Raw genomic sequence first — 22252 nt, 5'->3', positions numbered from 1 at the left:
TATTTGGATTTTCAGCGTTCGGGTGCAGAGTCCCGCAACCCTCAGAGGAATCAGGCATGACACGCATCAGCACACCGTTCGGTTTTCATTCCACCGCGCAAGCAGTCATCGAAGGCGTCGACCTGCGCGGCAAGCGCGCGATCGTTACCGGTGGCGCGGCCGGCATCGGCGTGGAAACCGCCCGTGCCCTGGCCAACGCTGGCGCGCACGTAACGCTGGCAGTGCGACGCCCAGAAGCGGCGCAATCAATAGCATCCGAGCTCAGCGCGCAGGGCAGCGGGCAGGTCGATGTCCGGGCGCTCGATCTGGCGGATCTGAATTCGGTTCGAGCGTTTACACTAGACTGGTCAGCGCCGCTGCATATTCTGGTCAACAACGCCGGAATCATGGCCGTGCCCGAGCGCACGCTGAGTGCGCAGGGCTGGGAAATCCAGTTCGCCACCAACTTTCTCGGCCATTTTGCGTTGGTGCTCGGGCTGCAGAATGCGTTGATCAAGGCCGAAGGTGCCCGAGTCGTCTCGCTGAGTTCCAGCGCCAATCTGCTGGGTCCGGTGGTGTTCGACGACATCAATTTCGACTTCCGCGCCTACGAGGCTTTCGCCGCCTATGCCCAGGCCAAGTCAGCCTGCGCGCTGTTCGCGGCGGAGATCACTCGACGCTGGGCGCATCAGAGTGTGCTCGCCAACGCGGTGAATCCGGGCGCGATCGCCACCAATCTGCAGAAGCATACCGGTGGACTGAAAACGCCGATCGAACGGCAGAAGAACGTGCAGCAGGGCGCCGCGACCTCCGTGTTGCTGGCGGCTTCGCCATTATTGGAAGGCGTGGGTGGCCGCTATTTCGAGGACTGCAATGAGGCGCTGGTGGTCGACCGACGTCCGGCCGATTACACCGGCGTCGCACCTTATGCGCTCGACCCGGATAACGCGCAGCGCCTGTGGGAAACAGCCCTGCGCATGATCGGGCAAGGCGAGCGTTAGTACTTCCAGAACACCGGCGTAATCAGCACCAGCACTGTGAGGATTTCCAGTCGGCCCAGGAGCATGCCGATGGTCAGCAACCATTTCGCGGCATCCGGCAAGGATGAAAAGTTGCCCGCCGGGCCGATGATCGTGCCCAGCCCCGGCCCAACGTTACACACCGCAGTGGCGGCGCCGCTCAGGGCGGTTGTCCAGTCCAGCCCGATCAAGGCCAGCCCGAGAGCGATCACGGCGATGGTGATGGTGAAGAAAAACGAGAAGGTCAGCAGCGAGCGCAGGATCTCTTCGTCGATCGGGTGGCCGTTGTACTTCTTCTGGATCACTGCCCGCGGGTGGATCAGTTGCTTCAAGCTGCTGACCAGCAGCGCGGCGGCGACCTGAAAGCGGAAGATTTTCAGGCCACCGGCGGTGGAGCCGGAGCATCCACCGACGAAGGTCAGGTAGAAGAACAGCAGAATGGCGAAGCTGCCCCACAGCGTGTAGTCGCCGACGGCAATGCCGGTGGTGGTGACTACCGAAGTGACATTCACCGCGACGATGCGAAACGCGTCCCACCACGAGTAATCGCTGTGCTGCCACAGCCAGGTGCCGACCAGCAGCCAGGTGACCACCAGAAACCCGATGAAGCCGCGCACCTGATGATCCTTGAACAGGGCGCGGCGATGACCACGCAAGGTCGCGACATACAGGGTGAACGGCAGGCTGCCGGCAATCATGATGACCACCGCGACCCAGTGAATCGACGCTTGCGTCCAGTGCCCGAGCGAGGCATCGGAAGTCGAGAAGCCGCCCGTGGAGATCAGCGACATCGCATGGTTGATTGCTTCAAACGGCGTCATGCCGCACAGCCACAGGGCCAGCGCGCCGGCAGAGGTCAGACCGAGATACAGAAACAGAATGTATTTGGCGGCGACATGGGAGCGCGGCGTGACTTTCTCTGACCAGTCCGAGGACTCAGTCTGGAACAGCCGCATGCCACCGACCCGCAGCAGCGGCAGGATCGCCACCGCCATGCCGATGAAGCCGATGCCGCCAAGCCAGTGCAGCATCGAGCGCCACATCAGCAAGCCTGGCGAGGCTTGGTCCAGGCCACTGAGCACGGTGGAACCGGTGGTGGTAATGCCGGACATGGTTTCGAAAAAGGCGTCGGTGTAACTGATGTGACTGATCAACACCATCGGCAAAGCGGCGAAGGCACACACCACCACCCAACTGGCAGTCGTCAGCAAATACATGTCGCGCGGGCGAAGCTGAGCCGTTTCGGGGCGCCCGCGCGCCACCAGCAACAGGCCACAGACGACGGTAATCACGCTCGACCAGAGAAACGCCGAGAGGTCGTCGCTGCGCTCGAACACCACCAGCGTGAGCATGGGAATCGCCATGCTCACGGCAAGCGTGATCAGGAAGATGCCGAGGATGAAACCGATAAGCCGCAGTGCTGCAAAAGACATGGACGTTCGTCTGTTGAAATAACGGCGCGTAGTATCGGATGTCGACATGTCGAGTGCGTAAAATTTGCGTAATTTTTTCGCGCGACTGAACCGTGACTGGCGCTGATCGCCAGTCACGGCCGTGCCACAATCAGCCGACCAGATGCAGAAACTGCATGTGGCGCTCGTACTGATCAAGTATGTCGCCGATCACTTCTTCGCGGGACCAGCCCATGATGTCCTGATCCTGGCCGCCTTCGCGCAGGTGCACTTCGGCGCGGAAATATTTGCGCTCCTCATCCTGGGTGTCGGCCATCACAAAGCTCGGCATGGTGTAAGGGTGCGGCCGCACTTCGTAAATAAACTGTGGGTTGTCAGCACCGCCGACGCTGAGCCGCACGCTGTTGTCTTGCAGATCCTCGACGGTGCAGACATAGCCTTGCTTGCGCCATTCCTCGGCGACCGACAGGCACGCCGGTTTTGCCGTCTCCGCAATGAAGCGAAGCACGTGCGCGCGGCGCGGGAACATGGCCATGGTGCGCAAGCGTCGTTGCCAGCCGCCCGGATGCCGGCTGACCCCTGGCGACAGCGATTGATAGCGCAAGCCGCGCTTGGTCGCGTCCAGTTTCAAGGCCTTGAGCAAGCCGCGCATGCTGAAGAGCAGGGTGATGGTGAACGGTAGGGCACTGGCAATCGTTGCGGTCTGCAAAGCCTTGAGCCCGTCAGCCAGGAGCAGGGCGATCGCCACCAGGCCCATGCTCGATGCCCAGAACACCCGCTGCCAGACCGGCGTGTTCGACGATCCGCCCGAGGCGAGCATGTCGACCACCATGGCGCCGGAGTCCGCCGAGGTGACGAAAAACACCACGACCATGACCACCGCTACCAGCGAGATCACCCCGGAAAACGGGAAATGCTGAAGAAAGGCGAACAAGGCCAACGAGGTGTCTTTGTCGATGGCCGCGCCGAGGTCAGTGATGCCTTCGGTAAGGATCATATGAATCGCGGTATTGCCGAACACGGTCATCCACAGCAGCGTGAAAGCGGCGGGTACCAGCAATACGCCCATCACAAATTCGCGAATGGTGCGGCCACGGGAAATGCGCGCGATGAACAGCCCGACGAAGGGCGACCACGCCAGCCACCAGCCCCAATAGAACAGGGTCCAGCCGCCAATCCAGTCGGTCGGTTGGTAGGCATACAGATTCAAGGTGCGGCTGACAATTTCGGTGAGGTAACCGCCGGTGTTCTGCACGAAGGTCTGCAGGATCAGCACGGTCGGCCCGAGAATGATCACCATCAACAGCAACAACACCGCCAGACCAAGATTGAGCTCGGATAGCCGGCGCACGCCTTTGTCCAGCCCGGTCACCACGGAAATGGTCGCAAGGCCGGTGGTGGCGACAATCAGAATGATCTGCACGGTGGTGTTGATCGGCACACCGAACAGCGCGTTGAGCCCGGTATTGATCTGCGCCACGCCGAAACCCAGCGAGGTCGCCACGCCGAGCACGGTGCCGATGATGGCGAAAATGTCGACCGCGTGGCCGATCGGCCCATGAATGCGGTCACCGATCAACGGATACAACGCAGACCTGAGGGTCAGCGGCAGCCCGTGGCGGTAGCTGAAGTAGGCGAGGATCATCGCCACGATGGCGTAGATCGCCCAGGCATGCAGGCCCCAATGAAAAAACGTGATTTTCATCGCTTCCCGCGCCGCTTCGACGGTGCTGCCGTCACCCACCGGCGGATTGAGAAAATGCATGACCGGTTCAGCCACGCCGAAAAACATCAGGCCAATGCCCATGCCGGCCGAGAAGAGCATGGCGAACCAGGTGGTACTGCTGTAATCGGGACTGCTGTGGTCGGGCCCGAGTTTGATGTCGCCGTAGCGACTGATGCCGAGAAACACCACGGTACCAAGGATGATCGCCACGGCCAGAATGTAGAACCAGCTGACGTTGGTGATGATCCAGTTCTGCACATTGGCGAACACCACTTGCGCGTGGGCCGGGAACACACTGGCGTAGATGACCAGTAAAAGCAGGAGCACACCCGAGGTATAGAAAACCGGAGGGTTGAGCGTCGGTGCGGCGCCCGTGTCGGCCTTGTTGGTCATATGAATCTCCTGAGGTCGGTCACAGCGCGGTATGCGACTGAAGGGAAAATCGCGCGGCGTTTCAGATGACCATAGGGGACGGGCGTCGTTCCGCAACGCCTTGGCGGCGTTTTTTTTGCAGGCACGGGTAGATTATTTACGCGTTGGCGATCATCCGTTGCAGTGCACGGGCAATATCGCCGGCGGACTGCTCGGTGATCGCCCCCGGACATTGATCGAACATATGCGGGGCACCGGGGTAGACGTGCAGCTCGACGGCGACGCCTGCGCGCGACAATTTCATCGCGTAGGCGACGTCTTCTTCGAGAAACAGATCCAGCGCTCCGACCGAAAGAAAGGTCGGCGGCAAGTCGCTGAGGTCTGGCTGCAAGGCCGGTGAAAACCAGCCTGCCTGTTGTTGATCAAGCGTCTGCTCGGCGCGCAGGCAGTCCCAGCAGAACCGGTTCGCCTGAGGCGGCCAGCCGATCACCCCCGTGGTGACGTTGCGGTGCGGCGAGTCCGCAGTGCCAGTGCGGTGGTCGAGCATCGGATAGATCAGCACCTGACCTGCAATCGGGTAAGTGCCGCGGTCTCGCGCCAGAATTGCCAGCGCCGCGGCCAATCCACCGCCGGCACTGTGGCCCATGATCACGGGCCGGCAGGTGTCGACATTGAGCTCGTGCTGATGGGCGAATATCCAGCCGAGCGCCGTGTAGCTATCTTCAAGCGGCGTGGGGAAGGGGTGCTCGGGTGCGAGTCGATAATCGACCGCGACGATCAGTACACCGAGTTGTGTGGCGAGATCGGCCAGATAATCGTCGGCCATTTCCGGTTGCCCGAGGACGAAACCGCCGCCGTGAATATAGAGGATGACCGGACAGGGTGTGCTTTGTGGGGCGCCGTCAGGCCTGTAGAGACAAAGGCGTAACCGCTCGCCGTCGTGCGCCGTGGTCCATACGCTTTCACCGCGTGCCTGTTCCGGGGTTTTGTATGTTGCATGCACGCGCGCTCTGATCGCCGGCAAGGTTTGCAGTGACCAGACGTCTTTGCCAGACGCCAAAAACTCGCGAAACGCCGGATCGAGCAGTTCATGGGGTTGCACTGTTCTGCCTCCTTTTTTCGGTGACAGGGCGCTTTCGAACAAAGCACCCCGTACCCGTAAAGCTACAACCAGGCTTTGATCTGCGCACACACCGCAGGGGTCGAAATCCCGTAGCGATCATGCAAAGTTGGCAACGCACCGGCGTCGAGGAACGCGTCGGGCAGGGCGATCTGGCGGAATGTCGGCGTCACACCGTTGCGCAGCAACAGCCCGGCAACCGCTTCACCCAAGCCGCCGATGATCGAGCTGTTTTCCGCGGTGACCACCAACCGCCCGGACTTGCGCGCCTCGGCAAGAATGGTCTGTTCGTCCAGCGGCTTGATGGTCGGCACGTGCAGCACGGCAACATCGATGCCGTCGGCCTGAAGCTGCTGAGCCGCTTCGAGTGAGCGCATGGTCATCAAACCGGTGGAGATGATCAGCACATCGTTGCCGGTGCGCAGGGTTTTGGCCTTGCCGATCTCGAACTGATAGCCGTATTCGTCCAGTACCAACGGCACATTGCCGCGCAGCAAACGCATGTAGACCGGGCCTTGGTGGGCGGCGATGGCCGGCACTGCCTGTTCGATTTCCAGGGCATCGCAGGGGTCGACGATCATCAGGTTGGGCATGGCGCGGAAAATCGCCAGGTCATCGGTGGCCTGATGGCTGGGCCCGTAACCGGTAGTGAGGCCGGGCAGGCCGCAGACGATTTTGACGTTGAGGTTTTCCTCGGCGATGGCCATGCAGATGAAGTCATAGGCGCGGCGCGACGCGAACACCGCATAAGTCGTGGCAAACGGCACAAAACCTTCACGGGCCATCCCGGCGGCGGCGCTCATCAGCAACTGTTCGGCCATGCCCATCTGGTAAAAACGCTCGGGATGCGCCTTGGCGAAAATGTGCAGGTCGGTGTATTTGGACAGGTCCGCAGACAGCCCGACGATGTCCGCACGCTGATCAGCCAGCGCTGCCAGGGCGTGGCCGAACGGCGCTGAGCGGGTCGCCTGGCCCTCGGAGGCAATCGAAGCGATCATCGCCGACGTGGTCAGACGCTTTTTGACCGGCTCGCCGGTTGCGGACGGAGTGTTGGCGGCGTTGCTCATTGGTCTTTTCCTTCTTCGAGGTTGCGCAGGGCCAGGTCCCATTCGTGTTCTTCGACGCGAATGAAGTGGGTTTTTTCCCGGGTTTCCAGAAACGGCACGCCTTTGCCCATTTTCGTGTCGCAGATGATCACGCGCGGCTGGCGGCCGGGGTGCTTGCGCGCGGCATCGAACGCCGCGACCAGCGCGTCGAGATCGTTGCCGTCAACGCGCTGGGTGAACCAGCCGAAGGCTTGCCAGCGATCGACGATGGGCTCGAACGAGAGGATTTCGCTCGAATAGCCGTCGGCCTGCTGGTTATTGACGTCGACAATCGCAATCAGGTTGTCGAGCTGCCAGTGCGAAGCCGACATCACCGCTTCCCAGGTCGAACCTTCGTTCAGTTCACCGTCCGACAGCAGGTTATAGACGAAGGAGGACGAGCCTTTGCGCTTCAGGCCCAGGCAAGCACCCACCGCGATGCCCAGGCCTTGGCCCAGCGAACCGCCGGTGATTTCCATACCGGGGGTGTAGGCGGCCATGCCCGACATCGGCAAGCGGCTGTCATCCGAACCGTAGGTTTCCAGTTCGTCGAGCGGAATGATCTCGGCTTCGATCAGCGCCGCGTACAGCGCAATCGCGTAGTGACCGATGGAAAGATAGAAGCGGTCGCGCTGTTCCCATTCGGGATCTGCCGGGCGATGGTTCATCGCATGGAAATACGAGACGGCGAGCAGGTCTGCGGCGCCAAGGGCCTGGCCGACGTAGCCCTGGCCTTGAACCTGACCCATGCGCAGCGCATGGCGGCGAATGTTGTGCGCACGCTCGGCGAGGCTCAGGCATGCAGCGTTTGAAGACTCAATAATCATGATGAAACTCCGTTGATTCAACGATTGACCAGGGCGGCAGGGATGCGCAGCACCAGCGCGGCGCCGGCGAACAACACGCCCGTGATCAGGTACATGCCGATGGCGCTGGAGCCGGTCAGGGTGGTGATCCAGCCAATCAGATACGGCGAGCAGAAACCGGCGAGGTTGGCGAAGCTGTTGACCGCAGCGATGCCGGCAGCGGCAGACACGCCGCCGAGCAGCGTGGTGGGCAGCATCCAGAACAGTGAGGTTGCCGAGAGAATCCCCGAAGCCGCCAGGCACAGACTGAGGATCGACAGGGTCGAGTTGCCGCCCATCATTGCCGCCAGACTCAAACCGATGGCTCCGGCAATCATCGGCACGATCAGGTGCCAGCGGCGTTCGCGGTGCTTATCACCACTGCGGCCGACCAGCAGCATCGCGGCAATCGCGCAGAGGTACGGCAGGCTGGTGAGGAAACCGATGTGCAGCGGGTCGGATACCCCTGAATTGCGCACCAGGGTCGGTAGCCAGAACGTGATCGCGTATTGGCCCATCACCACACAGAAATAGATCCCGGCGAGCAACCACAACCGCCGGTCGCGGATAAACTCGCCGACCGAGGCGTGGGTGACTTTTTGCTGGTCGTCTTCCGCCAGTTCGCGGCTGATCAGGGCTTTTTCGTCATCGTTGAGCCAGTTCGCCTGATGCACGCCGTCCTTCAGATAGCTGAGCACCAGCAGGCCGACGAGCACGGTAGGCACCGCTTCGAGGACGAACATCCACTGCCAGCCGGCCCAGCCATGCACGCCAGCAAAATGGTTCATGATCCAGCCGGAGAGGGGGCCGCCGACCATGCCGGACAGCGGGATGGCGATGAACCACAACACGGTCATGCGCGCACGCCGGTAGGACGGGAACCAGTAGGTCAGATAAAGCAACAGGCCCGGCGCCAGACCGGCCTCGGCGATCCCCAGCAGAAAGCGCAGGGCGTAGAACTGCCACGCGGTTTCGACGAAGGCGAACAGCGCCGAGACAATGCCCCAGGTGATCATGATCCGCGCAATCCAGACGCGCGCACCGACCTTGTGCAGGATGATGTTGCTGGGTACTTCGCAGAGGAAATAGCCGATGAAGAACACGCCGGCGCCCAAGCCATAGACGGTTTCGCTGAGGGCCAGATCGTTCATCATTTGCAACTTGGCGAAGCCGACATTGACCCGATCCAGATAGGCGCACAGGTAGCACAGCATCAGGAACGGCATCAGCCGCCAGGCCGTTTTGCGATAGGCAGAAGAGCGCACGGTCGAAACCGCTTCGAGCGACAGGGTAGTCATGGTCTGATCTCTTGTTTTTATTGACCGCCAGGCCTTCAGGCCCGGCTGCGTCATCGATCCAGAACCGCACGGGCCACGCAGGCCCGCCCAGGCGTTGTCAGTGAATCAGCATGCCGCCGTTCACGTCGAGGGTGACGCCGGTCAGATAAGAGGACAGGTCGCTGGCCAGGAACAGCGCCGCGTTGGCGACGTCCTGCGCCTCACCGAGACGGCCGAGCGGAATGCCATCGATGATCGCGTGGCGGCGGTCATCCTGCATCAGGCCGCCGGTGATGTCGGTGTGAATCAAACCGGGGGCGATGGAATTGACGCGAATATTGTCCGGCCCCAGTTCGCGGGCCATGGCTTTGCCCAGCCCCAGCACACCGGCCTTTGCCGCGCTGTAATGCGGGCCGCCGAAAATCCCGCCACCGCGCTGCGCCGACACCGAAGACATGCAGACGATGCTGCCCGAGGCCTGCTGGCGCATCAGCGGAATCACCGCTTGCGACATCAGCAGGGTGCCGCGCAGGCTGACGTCGAGCACCTTGTCGTAATCGGAATGGCCGATTTCGAGGGTTTTCAGCGGCTGAGTGATGCCGGCGTTGTTGACCAGAATATCGATGCGCCCGAAGTGCTCGATCACCGCAGCGACGGCGTGTTGCACCTGTGCCTGATCGGCGACGTTGGCAGCCAGGCCCAGATGACCTTCGCCCAGGGACGCCGCGGCATCGCGGGCGGCGGAGGCATCCAGATCGAGGATCACCACCTGTGCGCCGTGTTGCGCAAACGTGATTGCGGTAGCGCGACCGATGCCACGGGCAGATGCGGCACCGGTGATGATTGCGACTTTGCCTTGAAGAAGCATGGAGGAGTCCCTCAAATTGTTTTTATTGGGTCGATCCGTGAAGAACCGATGACTCAGCTTGTCCTCCGGGGCGGGGTCGAGCAATAACGCGAACGTCATTCAATGCTGAAAAAAATTCAGCACTCGTCAACCCGGCTGGCGAGTGATTGAATGCGAGCAGCCGAAAAACCATAAAAAATCTAACGGAGCCGCCATGCGCACCGATTCCGATGCCCCTGTGATCCTGCCACCGCTGAGAGCAATTCAGGCCTTCGAGCAAACCGCGCGCTTCGGCAACGTCGCCCGCGCCGCCGAAGTGCTGGACCTGACGCCGTCAGCGGTCAGCCATCAACTGGCCAAACTCGAGGGCATGATCGGCCGGCAATTGTTCGTGCGCGCTGCGCGTGGTGTGTCGCTGACGCCGGTGGGCGAGCAGTATTTGAAAGAGGTTTCCGGGATTCTGCACAGTCTGGCCGTGGCCACCGAACGCGCGGCCAGCGATGTCAGCCTCGATTGCCTGCGGCTGCACTCATCGCCGAGCTTCGGCCTGCTCTGGCTGATGCCACGCCTGGAAGCATTTCGCGCCAGTCATCCGGACATTCAGATCAACCTGTCCTGTTCCTATGAATCGCTGCATTTCAGCCGCGACAAGATCGACGTCGACATCCGCCATGGCACGCCGAACTGGCCGAGCTACGAGGTGCGCACCGTGCGCAATGAAAAATTCGCCGTGCTGACGTCACCGAAGCTGCTCGCGCAACGACCGGTGCGCGCGGCGGCGGACCTGCTCGATCATGATCTGATTCTGTCGGAAGCGACCCTGCTGAAGTGGCCGCAGTGGTTCGCCCAGCACGGCCTGGCGCGCCCGGAGCGGCCTTATGCGCTGAGCTTCGACCGCTCCTATATGTCGCTGGAAGCCGCCAGTCACGGGCTCGGCTTTGCCCTGGAAAGCACCTTGCTGGCGCAAAAGTATCTGGCGGCCGGCACGCTGGTAGAAGTGGCACCCGAAGCACTGAGTGCTGCGGTGGCCGCCCATCATCTGGTGTTTCCCAAGGCGCATTCGACGTTTCCCCGGGTTCGGCGCTTTCTCGAGTGGATCGAGAGCGAGCTGGGCCATGGTTTCGTCTATTGAGCCGGATTGACCTCAGGTAGGGATCGCGCCGCTGAGCACGGCGAATACCAACATCACCAGGCTGACGCTCCACGCCCAGAAAAACGTGTACATGATGTGCTTGCGCAATTCGACCCCGGCCAGCGCCAGAGCGAGGTACACACTGGGCACCACCGGACTGATGGCGAAACCGGTGTTTTCGCCGATCAACATTGCCCGTGCGACTGCTTCGAGAGGCACGCCGGCAGCGACCGCCACATCACGAATCACCGGCAGTAACGCAAAGTAGTAGGCATCGGGCGAAAAAATCATCCCCAACGGCACGCCGAACGCACCGATGATCAGGTGCAGATATTGCGCAGAGCCATGGGGCAGGGCGTCGATCAGCGCGAGGGCCATGCCGTCGGACATTTTTGCCCCGGACAACACGCCGAGCAGCACGCCGGCGGCCATCATCACCAGGACCATTTGCAGCGCGTCGGCCGCATGCGCCTTGATGCGATCGGTCTGCGCCTCCAACGAAGCAAAGTTAAGCGGCAGCGCAATGCCCAAGCCGACCATAAAACAGGCGTACAACGGGAAAATACCGCTGAACAGACAGGCGAGGATGGCGACGGTCAGGGCAACGTTGAGCCAGTAACGCCACTGCCGTGGTGACAGCGCGTGCTCACGTTCTTCAGGCTGGGCCAGTGCGGCGTCATAACTCGACGCAGCGCCCAAGGATTTCGGCAACCGACGCTGCGCACGCAAACCGAGCCATCCGGCAATCAACAGCAGGCAGGCGAAGCCCACCAGTTGCACCGGAATCAGCCCCATCCACAGCGCCGTTGCGTCAAGCCCGGTGGTGGCGGCTGCGCGCGCGGTGGTGCCACCCCACGGCACCATGTTGCCGACGCCTGCGGTCGTGCCGACCAACAGCAAGAGCGTGTTCGGGCTCATGTTCAGGCGTTTGTACAGTGGCAGCAACGCCGGAATGGTCAGCAGAAACGTTGCCGCGCCGACGCCGTCCAGGTGCACCACAGCGGTCACCAAAACCGTGACCAACGCCACGGCCAACGGCTTGCCACCGGTACGCCGGATCAGGAAATTCACCAGCGGATCGAACAGGCCACGATCACGCATGATGCCGAAATACAGAATGGCAAAGAGAAACAGCGCGGCGGTCGGTGCCACGGTGATCAAGCCATTCTTGATGAAATCGCCGATCTGCGGCGGCGCGAAACCGGCCAGCAGGCAGACGGCGACGGGGATTGTGGTGAAGCCCACCACCGGGCTGATTCTACGGAGCAAAATCAGCGCGATGATGCTGAACATCATGAGAAAACCCAGTGCAGTGATCATGGATATGGCATCTCGGTATTGTTTTTATTGTGCGATTCGGCCTGATACGACGGCCCGGTAAAACCTGTCAGAGGAGAGCGCTCAACCCGGCGCGGGCAGGCGTAACGACAGCAGCAGGTAGCTCAGGCTTTTGCCATGGCGGTCGAGCCCCGGACTGCGATTCACCCCGCCTTCGAGCGCATCGTTGAGGACGAAATTCAGCGCCTGCAGCGTATCGATCTCATAACGCTGAACGCGTGAAGGCCGGCGGCTGGCGAACTGCTCGGCGACGCGCTCGGCGGTCAGCTCGCGCTTGAGCCAGTCGTAATGCGCGGCGTCCAGCGGCAGAACCACCACACTGAGGATATTGCCTTTATCACCGGCGCGGGCGTGGGCGAAATCAGCAAGCGTGACAAGTGCAGTCATCAGTACCACTCCAGGCGCGTCTCGATTTCATCGCGCGCAATCAGAAAACCGTGGGTGGCAATCGACTCGCTCAAGTGCCGGCGAACGCCGCCACCGCCAGCCGGGCCGTTGGTGTAAAGGGACTCGACCTCGGCTAAAAGCAGGTCGACCTGAGCGCGATCCTTGTGTACCAGACCGACCCTGACCGTCACATCCGCCACCTGCGGCGCTTGCGCCAGACACTGGTTGAGGTAGTCGCCACGGGCATCGTTGAACAGGCTGGCCACGCCAGCAATGTCGATCCACGGCTGCACTTGCGGGGCCAGTTGATCGAAGCGTTGCAGGAGGATGTCGCGGGCAAGCTTCGCCCGATCGACCGCGCCGGGGCCGGCATAGGAAATCTCGGCCTCGCCAAACCACATGCCACGCAGGCCCGCCAAACCCTTGAGCTGTGCAGGACGCGGGTGGCCCTGAATACCGCTGATGGCCACGCGGTTGGGGGAGAGGGTGGTCACGCCGGCTTCGCCGAGGTCGAGCACCACATCCGGCGTGAGGTAACGGCGCGGGTCGTGGACTTCGTACAGCAATTGCTCTTTGACGGTGCGCTCGGTCACGCAACCGCCGGAGCCAGCCGCTTTCGTAATGACCAGCGTGCCGTCAGCACTGATCTCGGCAATCGGACAGCCCAAACGCGCCGGATCGGGCACGTCCTTGATGCCAGGATGGCCAAAATAGCCGCCGGTGACCTGCGTGCAGCACTCCAGCAGATGCCCGGCAGCTGTGGCGATGGCCATTTTCTCCCAGTCATCCGCCGCCCAGCCGAGACCATGGCGGATCGGACCCACCGCGAGCGAAGGGTCAGCAACCCGACCGCAGAGGACGATGCCGGCGCCGTCATTCAATGCCTGGGTGATGCCGTCGGCGCCGGTATAGACGTTCACCGAAACCACATCGTGTTGCGCAACATCGAGGTCCAGCCACTGCTCAAGACGTTGCTGTTCGACGTGCAGCAAGTCATCGCCGAGCACGCAGGCGATCTTCAGATTTGCGTGGCGTGCGCCCAGTTCGACGCGCAAACGCTGGGCTGCAGCGCGTGGATTGGCCGCGCCGCCATTGGTGATGATAGGAATGCCAGCGTCAATGCAGGTATCGAGCACCGGGCGAAGAAAGTCGAATAAACGCGCCGCATAGCCGCTTTCAGGGTCAGCCTGTTTGCGCAGCTGCGCCTCGGCGAGGGTGCGCTCGGCGAGCAGTTCATACATCAGATAGCGTTTGCCGCAGCGGCTGGCCAGATCCTGCGCCAGGCGCAAACCCGCGTCGGGGCGATCATTGGCGAAACCTGCGCCACAACCGATATGAATTGTTGTTGTCATTGCGTCGGACTCGGCATGTGTTCGCGGCCATCATGCGAGCGTTGGATTGTTCTGTAAATTTTAAATATTCTAAAAATTAATCCATTAATTTTATCGGTCGAGCATGGACATCAACTTCCGCCAGCTGCGCGCGTTCATCCTGATCGCCGAGACCTCAAGCTTTACCCGCACCTCAGAGAAACTGCACGTCTCGCAACCGGCGCTGAGCTACATCATCCGCAAGCTCGAAGACACCATCGGCCTGCAACTGCTGGCGCGCAACACCCGCAGCGTCGAACTGACCCCGGCCGGCGAACACTTCCTGCCCCAGGCCCAAGCGATGCTCCGCGACATGGAAAACGCTGTTCGCGATGCCCGCGAAACGCTGAATCTCAATCGCGGCAGCATTCGCTTGGCAGCGTTACCGACTGCGGCTGCGTCGTTTCTGCCGGAAATCATCGCAGAGTTCATGCGCGAATTTCCCGGCGTGCAGGTATCGCTGCGCGATGGGCGCGCGGGGGAGGTGAGCCATTGGGTGCAAAGTGGCGAAGTCGACTTGGGCATAACGTCGCGCCCAGAGGATCTGTCCGGACTGGAATTCGAAGCGCTGATGGACGACAACCTGGTGCTGCTGGTGCGCCGGGATGCTCTGGCGGGTAGCTCTGACGAGCGCTGGCAGTCGCTGCCTTATATAGCGCTGACCCCGGACACCAGCATTCGTCCGCTGGCGGATGCGGCATTGGCGTTGTTGGGTGTGAAGGCTGAATGTTCGTGGGAAGTTGCGCACATGAGCACGGCGGCGGCGCTGGTGCGTGCGGGGTTGGGGTTTACGTTGTTGCCGGCCAGCGCCACGAGGTTTTTGCGTGTTGATGCGGAGGTGGAGGTTTTGCAGGTTGAACAGCCGCAGCAGCGGTCGTTGGGGTTGTTGCAGAGGAAACCGTTGAAGCAGACGCCGTCGACGCAGGCGTTTGTGCGCAGGTTGGCAGGGTTGAGGCTAGGCTGAGCCAGTGGCGCTCCGACGTTTAATCGTGAGCAAACTGGTCAATCAGTCCCAGACGCGGCACGCGCATATGTGGCCGCAATTGCGCCTTTAAGGACCGCTCCTTGTTCAATGATGGCTGTTTCATGGACGGCACAATTGCCATGGCGCCGGTATCCTGCGCCCAGCGTGTCAAGCGAGGCCAGAATCTGGTTCTCGCAATCCTGAGCCATCGCCCATGGCGTCGCAGAGCAGGTATCCAGCCTCCTTTCTGTGGCTCCATGCCGAGGCGAAACAGCTTTTCTTGGCAAGCTCATATCGGTGGTTGTAAACCGATCACAAGGCTGGGAGGCTGGCGTGACATTTACCACAAGGACATGCCGAAATGAGCTCAAGGAAAATCCTCGTCACAGGTGCGGCAGGGAAGATCGGCACTGCTTTTTGGCAAGAGCGCGACGATAAATCCGATTTGCGTTTGGCCGATCTAGACGTAACTCAACTTCCGGATTCGGCACAGCGTTTCGCTCTGGATGTCAGGGATCAAGCCAGTTGCCTTCGAGCTTGCGAAGGTATCCATACCGTCATCCATCTTGCCGCTGACCCTGACCCAGACGCCGATTTCATGGACTCACTGCTTTCAGTGAACATCGTGGGCACTTACAACATGCTTTTCGCCGCAAATGCACAAGGTTGCAAGCGCTTCATATTTGCAAGCAGTGCCCAAGTGATTGAGGGATATCCAACGGATGTTCAGATCCAGGAATGCATGGCACCTAAACCAGGCAATCTCTACGGAGTCAGCAAGGCGTTCGGAGAAGCTTTGGCTTCGATGTATGCAAACGATGGACAGATGACGACCATCGCAGTCCGTATTGCCAACGTAGCCAAATTTCAACAAGGGCAAACCCACAGTCACAGAGACGTTGCGGCCTTCATCAGTTTTAGAGATGTTGTCGCACTTCTCAATAATTGCGTTGAAGCCGAGCTGAAGGGTTTTCACGTTATCCATGGGGTCTCAGATAACCGATATAAGCGTCTCTCTATAGATCAGAGCAAAAAAGTTGTCGGGTATGCCCCCGTTGATGACGGGTTTGAGATATTGGAAGGAAGAGCTCAATCTGATTGAACGCAAATTACCCCCTAACCGAACTCAGCGTCAGTCGCCGAAAATTCATGCTCGGCGCGGCCATTGCGCTGATGTAGCCTGGCCCGACAGGTCTCATCATCCAGTTCGACGTAGTGGAAACAGTGAGAAACTCCAGCAGCGTCAGCCAAACCGCATAACCACTGCCTGTCTTCTGGAGTATTAGCTGGGAAATCCAAAACCACGGTCACGCCAGAATTCAGCACATCGACGACAAGCGTGCCGACCAGTTTCCGGATCTGACGCGAAAGCCGTACGTAATCGAGCACTGTTTTGACCTGATCAGGGTAGAGCTGTGAGAGCCAATAATCTTCACTGAGCAGAATGGCCGAACGATCGGATGCCAAGGACTTGGCCAATGTCGATTTGCCGGATGCAATCTTGCCTGCCATCAGATGCAGTATTGGTTCGGGCATGAGAGACGTCTCCTTGTCGAGTTTTCATGATGCTCATTGAAAAGCGTCGAAGCAACTTGAGCTACCACTGTCGCGCTGCAGACCACGCGTGGATTCCCTGTTCTGGATCGCGGCAACCGTAGCGATTTCAGGCGGGGGGATCCAGCAGGGAAATCAGGCGCGGCTCGATGCTGTCGGGTTGTATCTCGAGAATTGCCAGCGTGATCGGCAATTTGAAACGCCGAGGGCCGGCGCTACCAGGGTTCACGTATAGACGATCGCCGCGCCATTCGATGCGCGGTTTATGGGAATGGCCGGTGATGATGAGCTTTATGTCTGGATCTAGATCGGCGGGGACGTCGGCGATGTCGTGGATTAGGAGGGTGTGCCAGCCGTTGAGCGTGCAGGTCAGAAGGTCGGGGAGGTCTTTGGCCCATGGGCTGCTTAGATCATTGTTGCCACGCACGGCGTGGACGGGAGCAATTTGGGACAATCGGGCGAGGATGTCTGGGTTGCCAATGTCGCCGGCGTGGATGATCAGGTCACAGCCTTGGAGCGCGCCGGTGGCTTCAGAGCGGAGGAGATTATGAGTGTCGGATATTACGGCGGTTTTCATGAGCCAATTCTCCGTGGGCGTTTCGGGTGGGAGCGACTGTTTTCGACCCGAAGCGGACGTTTACCAAGCCTGATCTCCCGGCATCTCGATATTCGACTCGATCTTTTTGCCCATACTCCACCAAGGCGCCATTCGCATATTTCGCTTCGTCAGGGTTGAACATGCCAGTTCGAATACTCACGCGGATTTTCCTGGATGCAATGGAGTCAGCGCACATTTATCACGATAGTCTCCAGTGGAAGGGCATCAAGCCTGACGTTTCATTGCTGCTGATACCTCGGGCAGACAAAGTAATGTCGCTTGTCAGCCCGACCTATCATGCGGACTATGGGGTCGGAGCTTGGCAAATCGGGGCTGAATCAGAAGGGGAGGCGCTGGGGATCGAGCTCAAACGTATTTTGAGTGCAGTCTCAATCGCGGCCGCTCCGGCGCGTACAATTGCTACTGGAACGGCGAAGTAATCGATTCCGCACAGTAGCGCTAAACTGACTGACAATCCCACAACCCGAAATAAAGTCTTCGGCTCCCGGAGTATTGGTTCGCGACGCCGGTGCGACCGTTCAGGTTCACAAGCGGCAATGTTTTCGATCTTCACAATCGTTCAACGCTCGTGGACAATCCGCGCTCTGTTCCGGGGTAGTTCAGCGGTAGAACACTCGGCTCTTAACCGGGTGGGCGCTGGTTCGAATCCAGCCCCCGGACCCACAACATCGCAGGCTCGGAAGGACTCATGCTCAGGGACGATAGGGAATCGAATGCGAACGCCGGCATAGGTGCCGGCTATGCAGCCTTTCAACTGTCTCGAGCACTCACTGCACCGGGCCTCGACAATGACGCACAGACGAGCAAGCGCATCGAGCGCTGGCGCAATGTAATCGAGCACATATTGCAGGGATCGGCGTCGTATGGCTCACGAACTCCATTCGCGGATGTGCCTGAGTGGGTCACGCTGGAAGTCGTCACTGGAGGTTTCGCCACTGGGCGGTTCTTGGCCGGCGGTGCACTGACCGAGTACGAGCGACAGTTGGCTGCTTCGATTCCTGGTATCCGTCCTGGCTTCGAGCGACTCGATCTCAACACTTGGCACCTTACGGAGGAGGGGATCGAGGTACTGCAAACGAAGCTGGCGAGCGGGGATTATCGAATCGAGGTGCCCGAAGAGGCTGCACTGCTGACCGTGGCCTGGTTGCTGGGGCAGCAACGTACAGAGAGTGCATGGGACCTGGTTGAAGCGATAGCGCCTTTCTTTGAACAGCTGCGATTCTTTCCGATGGCTTCTGACGGTTTGCCGCTTTCTTCAGGGCAAGTGCAGGCTTTTACTGTCGGTGATGTCAGGGCCGTGCTTTCAAATCGCCCGGCACAGGCGCGCGTGGCAGTGCAGAAGCATGTCGTTGAAACTCGTTTACCGCTTTACGATTCGGCGGTGTCGCTGTTCCTTTTAACGTATCAGGATAATTGGCCTTGTCGCCGGTACCCCGAGGGCTGGTTTGAGCAGGCGAATATTCTGAAGCGGCAGTTCGATGCTTCTTGCCCCAGCACTTCAGGTGAAGCTGAAAGCTCAAGGGATCGGGCAGGGGAGTTGTTTGCACTGCTGGGGAGTTGCGCAAGCGATGTGGCGTCGCTTACGGGACGGCAAGTCGGACGAATTCGCAGGATCGTCGACGATTTCGTACGCAAGCATGGTCATCCCGAATCCGAATCTCATCAAAAGCACAGAGACTCTCAACGTAGTCACGTGTCCGCACCCGGTCACCATCTATTTGCTAAAGCGGTTGCCGCACGTCTGAGCAGGTATCCCGGTTCGGACGGAGTTTCCGACTTTTCATCTCTGCTGCAACCCGTTACCTGCGAAGAAGCGACCGCATATTCGCTGTTAACAGGTATCGGCATTCCTCCTGATATTCGTCGACGCGTCGAGCGGTGTCGAAAGGGCACAATTGCCGAGTTGATCGAGAAGGGATTGATTACATCCGGGGATACCGTGGCGCGGCTGCTGCCAGCGATAACAGCTGAGATCTGCAGTGCAGGATTTCGCGATATGTCGCTGCGGATGCTCTCTGTAGCAACCTATCGCGCCTTTCGACAACGCCGATCATTGTTGCTGTTGGATCTGCAAAGTCAGGTCAGGATGAATGAATTGCCGTGGGTGGCGGCTGTTGAAGTCGAGCGTAAAACGGACTCGGTGGTCGCTGACGCAGCCAGACAGGTCCTGATCGAATCCGCAGCAATGACCCTTTGTGCTTTTCCTCAAGCGATCCTGCCCAACAAACTGATTCAGGAATTTGCCGCGCTTGCGGCGATGGCCAAGCTGGATCTGCCTTTTGTGGAAGAAGTCGCCTCGGACATTTTCATGGGCGCTTTCTCGAACAAGTACATAAGAGCTGCCAGGCAGGCGGCATCTTTGACAGGTGGCACGCTATACGCCAATTACTACGACATTGATGCAAGCCAATTGGCGATGCTTCCTGATCAACCGAAATCCAGGCGCAAAAAGTTCTCCAGGGCTGACGCTAGTACCAGGGACGCATTGGCCAGATTGTGCTCCCAGCGCGCTGATGAGGGCCTGGGGACATGGCGACCGGCGACTAACGGGAAAATCATTGAGCAACAACAGATCCTGACGACACAAAACCTCTCGCTCTTATTCGGTGAGCTTGGGTTGAAAGCGCTATTGCAGGATCGCCTGGCTTCGATGGCCGAGGAATGCTTCAGGTGGATATGCATACGCCAGCAGATGAAGTTGAGGTTTTATCACTCCAGCCTGGTGATGATCAAAAATACAGCGTACGCGTGGCGGCAGATGGTGTTTTATCTAGCGATGCTCGATGAGGCAGAAATGCAATTCGCGATTGAACGAATCGAAGCTCATTTCGCGACTCAGCCTAGTGCATTTCGTGAAAGGTTCCTGCCGGCGATTAGAGGATTGCGAGTAGCAGCTTCTGGCACACCGTTGACCGAGGCTCGCCAAGCAAGCGAAGGTGCTCAGGTTTTTATCGGATGGACTACCGAGAGACATTGGTTGTTGAAGCTGCAAACGAATGGCGTTGCTTAGACTGAGAGGTTGGGAGTGGTGGATGTGATATCTGAAACCTGAGGCTATTCGCATCCATGATTTAACATAATATACATTACACGTAACAAAGTATTACGACGCAGCCACGATGTACGCGGCATTTGAATCTGCTGCAAAGCCTCAGCGCACGCTCCGTAGATCCACTGCTCGATATTGAAATCTGCACTGCTTAGCCTTCGTCCCGCGTCAGCTTTTCAATCAGCGCACGATGCTGCGGAGATTGCGCAGTGAGTTTTCTTCGATCAGCCATCTCCATGTCAGCAAAATCAAATCCTGGCGAAACCGCCTCGCTGATCAATCCGAATCCGTGCGGGCCATTGAGCAAGCGCGAAGCTTTCCATATGCCACCTGGTACGTGTAATTGCAGAAGTTGCTCGGCAAGAATGTCGCTGCCCATGACCAGCGTTTGCAATGAGCCGTCTGCATGGATCAGGCTGTATTCGATGGCATCGCCCAGATGGAAATAATGCAGGATGTCGGACTGGTTGAAATGAAACTGTCCAACCGGTGATTGCTCAGTCAACAGGTAGAAGATCGACGTCAGCAGATAGCGCGGCCCTGTGCTGGTCTCAACGCTGGCGCGGTGGTCGGATTGATAGGTTCGGCGGAAATAGCCGCCTTCGACGTGAGCTACGAGTTCCAGTGCATTGATGACGTCTTGTGCATTGGGTTTAGCTTCGATCACCGCCTGCTCCCACGTTGTTGATAGGTTTTTTGTTAGCTCAACTAAACGGTCATTTAGTGTAGCTATCAATAATCTCGCTTTATCCACCCTGCATCAGCCTTTCAGCTCATTCAATTATCAGGACAAAATTTGATAATAATCGCGATACCACCTGACAAATCGGGACACGCCATCTGCAACATCCACCTGTGGAGAAAAGCCTGTCCATTGTGCAAGTGCCGACACATCGGCCCATGTACTGACAACATCACCCGCTTGCAGCGGTAAAAAATTGTACTGTGCTTTAACGCCCAATGCTTTTTCCAGGCATTCGACAAAATCCAGTAAAGCTATCGGTTGGCCGCGGCCTATGTTGAACAGTTTGTTAACGCCCTCGCCCTCCTTCTCCGCTACCGGCGGTTTGCAACGCAACAATGCGATACCTTCGACAATGTCATCTATATAAGTGAAGTCCCGCGCCATCTGGCCGTTGTTATAAATATCGATCGGCTCACCCTGCAGGATCGCTTGAGCGAACTTGAACAGCGCCATGTCCGGTCGGCCCCAGGGCCCATAAACGGTAAAAAAGCGCAGCCCGCTGGCTTTCAATCCGTAGAGATGGCAATAGCTGCTGGCTAATAATTCGTTGGCGCGTTTGGTCGCTGCGTACAGCGAAACCGGGCGTTCGACCGGGTTGTCGACACTATAAGGCAGTTCGCTGTTAGCGCCGTACGCCGAACTGCTTGATGCGTAGATGAAATGCGCCGGTTGGTGAAAACGACAGGCTTCCAGTACGTTCAAAAAACCCACCAGATTCGACTGCGCATAAGCATCCGGATTGTCCAGCGAATAACGAACACCGGCCTGCGCGGCCAAGTGGATAACTTCGGTGAAACGATATTGATCGAACAATGCCATCAGTGCCGGTTTATCAACTATGTCCATCCGTCGAAATTCGAAATTCGGCAGTTCACATAGTTGTTTCAATCGCGCACCTTTAAGTTCGACGCTGTAATAGTTATTGAGGTTGTCGATACCAATAACTTGCTGACCTTGTTGAGCCATTCGTTGGGCCGTGTGATACCCGATAAAGCCCGCGGCGCCAGTCACAAGAACGGTCATAGTGCCTGCTCCTCTCAATCGAATAGGCGGTGATTTATAACGTCACGCGACAGAAGCAGTCCGTAGCTTAGAAGAATTTTGCAGCAACTCAATGCTGGAGGATCTTAGCAATCTGCCTTGCCGATCAGTGTAAAAAAACCAGACACATTGGAACGTCAAATTAAAAACATCGTATAAACAATGACATAGCCGAAACGGGACTCGCTAGTCGACAAATGGCGTGTTTTTTGACTTGGATCGTTTGACAGACTGCGAAGACTGGCCGATAACTATCAACGTCTAGCTGAACGTGGCGCGAATCCCTTCTCCTTCGCTCCAAAAAGTTCCTGAGCTAACCACTTAGCGACCTAACATAAACACTGCGAACATGCAGACTGTGCGGTAGCTTT

At 58.8% G+C, this 22252-nt stretch carries 19 protein-coding genes and 1 tRNA gene; 6 read left to right on the top strand and 14 right to left on the bottom strand.

Annotated elements, in window-relative coordinates; genetic code table 11:
* The first annotated feature begins 56 nt into the window (after positions 1-56).
* Positions 57-980, top strand: a complete 924-nt coding sequence (locus tag V6F91_RS06040) for an SDR family NAD(P)-dependent oxidoreductase (RefSeq protein WP_332763027.1) — start codon at positions 57-59, stop codon at positions 978-980.
* Here V6F91_RS06040 and V6F91_RS06035 read toward each other — a convergent pair.
* The 7 genes from V6F91_RS06035 to V6F91_RS06005 form a co-directional block, all read right to left on the bottom strand.
* On the bottom strand, positions 977-2431 hold the full coding sequence (locus V6F91_RS06035) for a TrkH family potassium uptake protein (protein WP_332763026.1): 1455 nt from the start codon (positions 2429-2431) through the stop codon (positions 977-979). The two genes, V6F91_RS06040 and V6F91_RS06035, sit on opposite strands and share 4 nt — an antisense overlap.
* 130 nt (positions 2432-2561) lie before the next feature.
* Entirely contained in the window at positions 2562-4529 is a 1968-nt protein-coding gene (gene betT, locus V6F91_RS06030) for a choline BCCT transporter BetT (RefSeq protein ID WP_332763025.1), read from the bottom strand.
* 136 nt (positions 4530-4665) lie between these two features.
* Positions 4666-5610, bottom strand: coding sequence for an alpha/beta hydrolase (locus V6F91_RS06025; RefSeq protein WP_332763024.1), 945 nt, complete (start codon positions 5608-5610; stop codon positions 4666-4668).
* A 62-nt stretch (positions 5611-5672) separates the two neighbouring features.
* On the bottom strand, positions 5673-6695 hold the full coding sequence (locus V6F91_RS06020; protein WP_090283349.1) for a transketolase family protein: 1023 nt from the start codon (positions 6693-6695) through the stop codon (positions 5673-5675).
* Positions 6692-7540, bottom strand: a complete 849-nt coding sequence (locus V6F91_RS06015) for a transketolase (RefSeq protein WP_332763023.1) — start codon at positions 7538-7540, stop codon at positions 6692-6694. Before V6F91_RS06015 ends, V6F91_RS06020 begins: the two co-directional genes overlap by 4 nt.
* Before the next feature lie 17 nt (positions 7541-7557).
* Positions 7558-8856, bottom strand: a complete 1299-nt coding sequence (locus V6F91_RS06010) for an MFS transporter (protein ID WP_332763022.1) — start codon at positions 8854-8856, stop codon at positions 7558-7560.
* Between the two features lie 97 nt (positions 8857-8953).
* Positions 8954-9703 carry an SDR family NAD(P)-dependent oxidoreductase gene (locus V6F91_RS06005; protein ID WP_332763021.1) on the bottom strand — a complete coding sequence of 250 codons (750 nt, stop codon included), beginning with the start codon at positions 9701-9703 and terminating at the stop codon, positions 8954-8956.
* 193 nt (positions 9704-9896) lie between these two features.
* On the opposite strand from V6F91_RS06005, the gene V6F91_RS06000 reads away from it, so the two are divergent.
* Positions 9897-10814 carry a LysR substrate-binding domain-containing protein gene (locus V6F91_RS06000; RefSeq protein WP_203417900.1) on the top strand — a complete coding sequence of 306 codons (918 nt, stop codon included), beginning with the start codon at positions 9897-9899 and terminating at the stop codon, positions 10812-10814.
* A gap of 12 nt (positions 10815-10826) precedes the next feature.
* Here V6F91_RS06000 and V6F91_RS05995 read toward each other — a convergent pair whose 3' ends face one another.
* From V6F91_RS05995 to V6F91_RS05985, 3 genes are all read right to left on the bottom strand, one after another.
* Positions 10827-12134 (bottom strand): citrate:proton symporter, encoded by a 1308-nt coding sequence (locus tag V6F91_RS05995; protein ID WP_332763020.1) that lies wholly within the window; start codon positions 12132-12134, stop codon positions 10827-10829.
* 81 nt (positions 12135-12215) lie between these two features.
* The gene (locus V6F91_RS05990; RefSeq protein ID WP_332763019.1) at positions 12216-12539 is read right to left on the bottom strand and encodes an AtuA-related protein; all 324 of its coding nucleotides are present in this window, start codon (positions 12537-12539) and stop codon (positions 12216-12218) included.
* A complete protein-coding gene (locus V6F91_RS05985; RefSeq protein ID WP_332763018.1) occupies positions 12539-13891 on the bottom strand; it encodes an acyclic terpene utilization AtuA family protein in 1353 nt (450 codons plus the stop codon). Before V6F91_RS05985 ends, V6F91_RS05990 begins: the two co-directional genes overlap by 1 nt.
* 103 nt (positions 13892-13994) lie before the next feature.
* Between V6F91_RS05985 and V6F91_RS05980 the strand changes: the two genes are divergently transcribed.
* Positions 13995-14873: a LysR family transcriptional regulator gene (locus V6F91_RS05980; RefSeq protein WP_332763017.1), complete on the top strand. Its 879-nt coding sequence runs from the start codon at positions 13995-13997 to the stop codon at positions 14871-14873.
* A 361-nt stretch (positions 14874-15234) separates the two neighbouring features.
* Complete coding sequence (locus tag V6F91_RS05975; protein WP_332763016.1) at positions 15235-15975, top strand: NAD(P)-dependent oxidoreductase; 741 nt, start codon at positions 15235-15237, stop codon at positions 15973-15975.
* Positions 15976-15989: 14 nt separating this feature from the next.
* Here the strand turns inward: V6F91_RS05975 and V6F91_RS05970 are convergent, their stop codons facing one another.
* Both V6F91_RS05970 and V6F91_RS05965 read right to left on the bottom strand, forming a co-directional pair.
* Positions 15990-16409 (bottom strand): ATP-binding protein, encoded by a 420-nt coding sequence (locus V6F91_RS05970; RefSeq protein ID WP_332763015.1) that lies wholly within the window; start codon positions 16407-16409, stop codon positions 15990-15992.
* Between the two features lie 127 nt (positions 16410-16536).
* Entirely contained in the window at positions 16537-17004 is a 468-nt protein-coding gene (locus tag V6F91_RS05965; RefSeq protein WP_332763014.1) for a metallophosphoesterase family protein, read from the bottom strand.
* Positions 17005-17634: 630 nt separating this feature from the next.
* On the opposite strand from V6F91_RS05965, the gene V6F91_RS05960 reads away from it, so the two are divergent.
* Positions 17635-17709, top strand: a tRNA-Lys gene (locus V6F91_RS05960).
* Between the two features lie 25 nt (positions 17710-17734).
* The gene (locus tag V6F91_RS05955; protein ID WP_332763013.1) at positions 17735-20056 is read left to right on the top strand and encodes a hypothetical protein; all 2322 of its coding nucleotides are present in this window, start codon (positions 17735-17737) and stop codon (positions 20054-20056) included.
* 190 nt (positions 20057-20246) lie between these two features.
* Here V6F91_RS05955 and V6F91_RS05950 read toward each other — a convergent pair whose 3' ends face one another.
* A complete protein-coding gene (locus V6F91_RS05950) occupies positions 20247-20762 on the bottom strand; it encodes a cupin domain-containing protein (protein WP_332763012.1) in 516 nt (171 codons plus the stop codon).
* Between the two features lie 117 nt (positions 20763-20879).
* Complete coding sequence (locus tag V6F91_RS05945) at positions 20880-21863, bottom strand: SDR family NAD(P)-dependent oxidoreductase (RefSeq protein WP_332763011.1); 984 nt, start codon at positions 21861-21863, stop codon at positions 20880-20882.
* Positions 21864-22252 lie beyond the last annotated feature (389 nt).

It is taken from the genome of Pseudomonas koreensis (genome assembly GCF_036668835.1).
GTDB lineage: Bacteria > Pseudomonadota > Gammaproteobacteria > Pseudomonadales > Pseudomonadaceae > Aquipseudomonas > Aquipseudomonas koreensis_I.
This window is presented reverse-complemented; position numbering and strand designations above follow the sequence as displayed.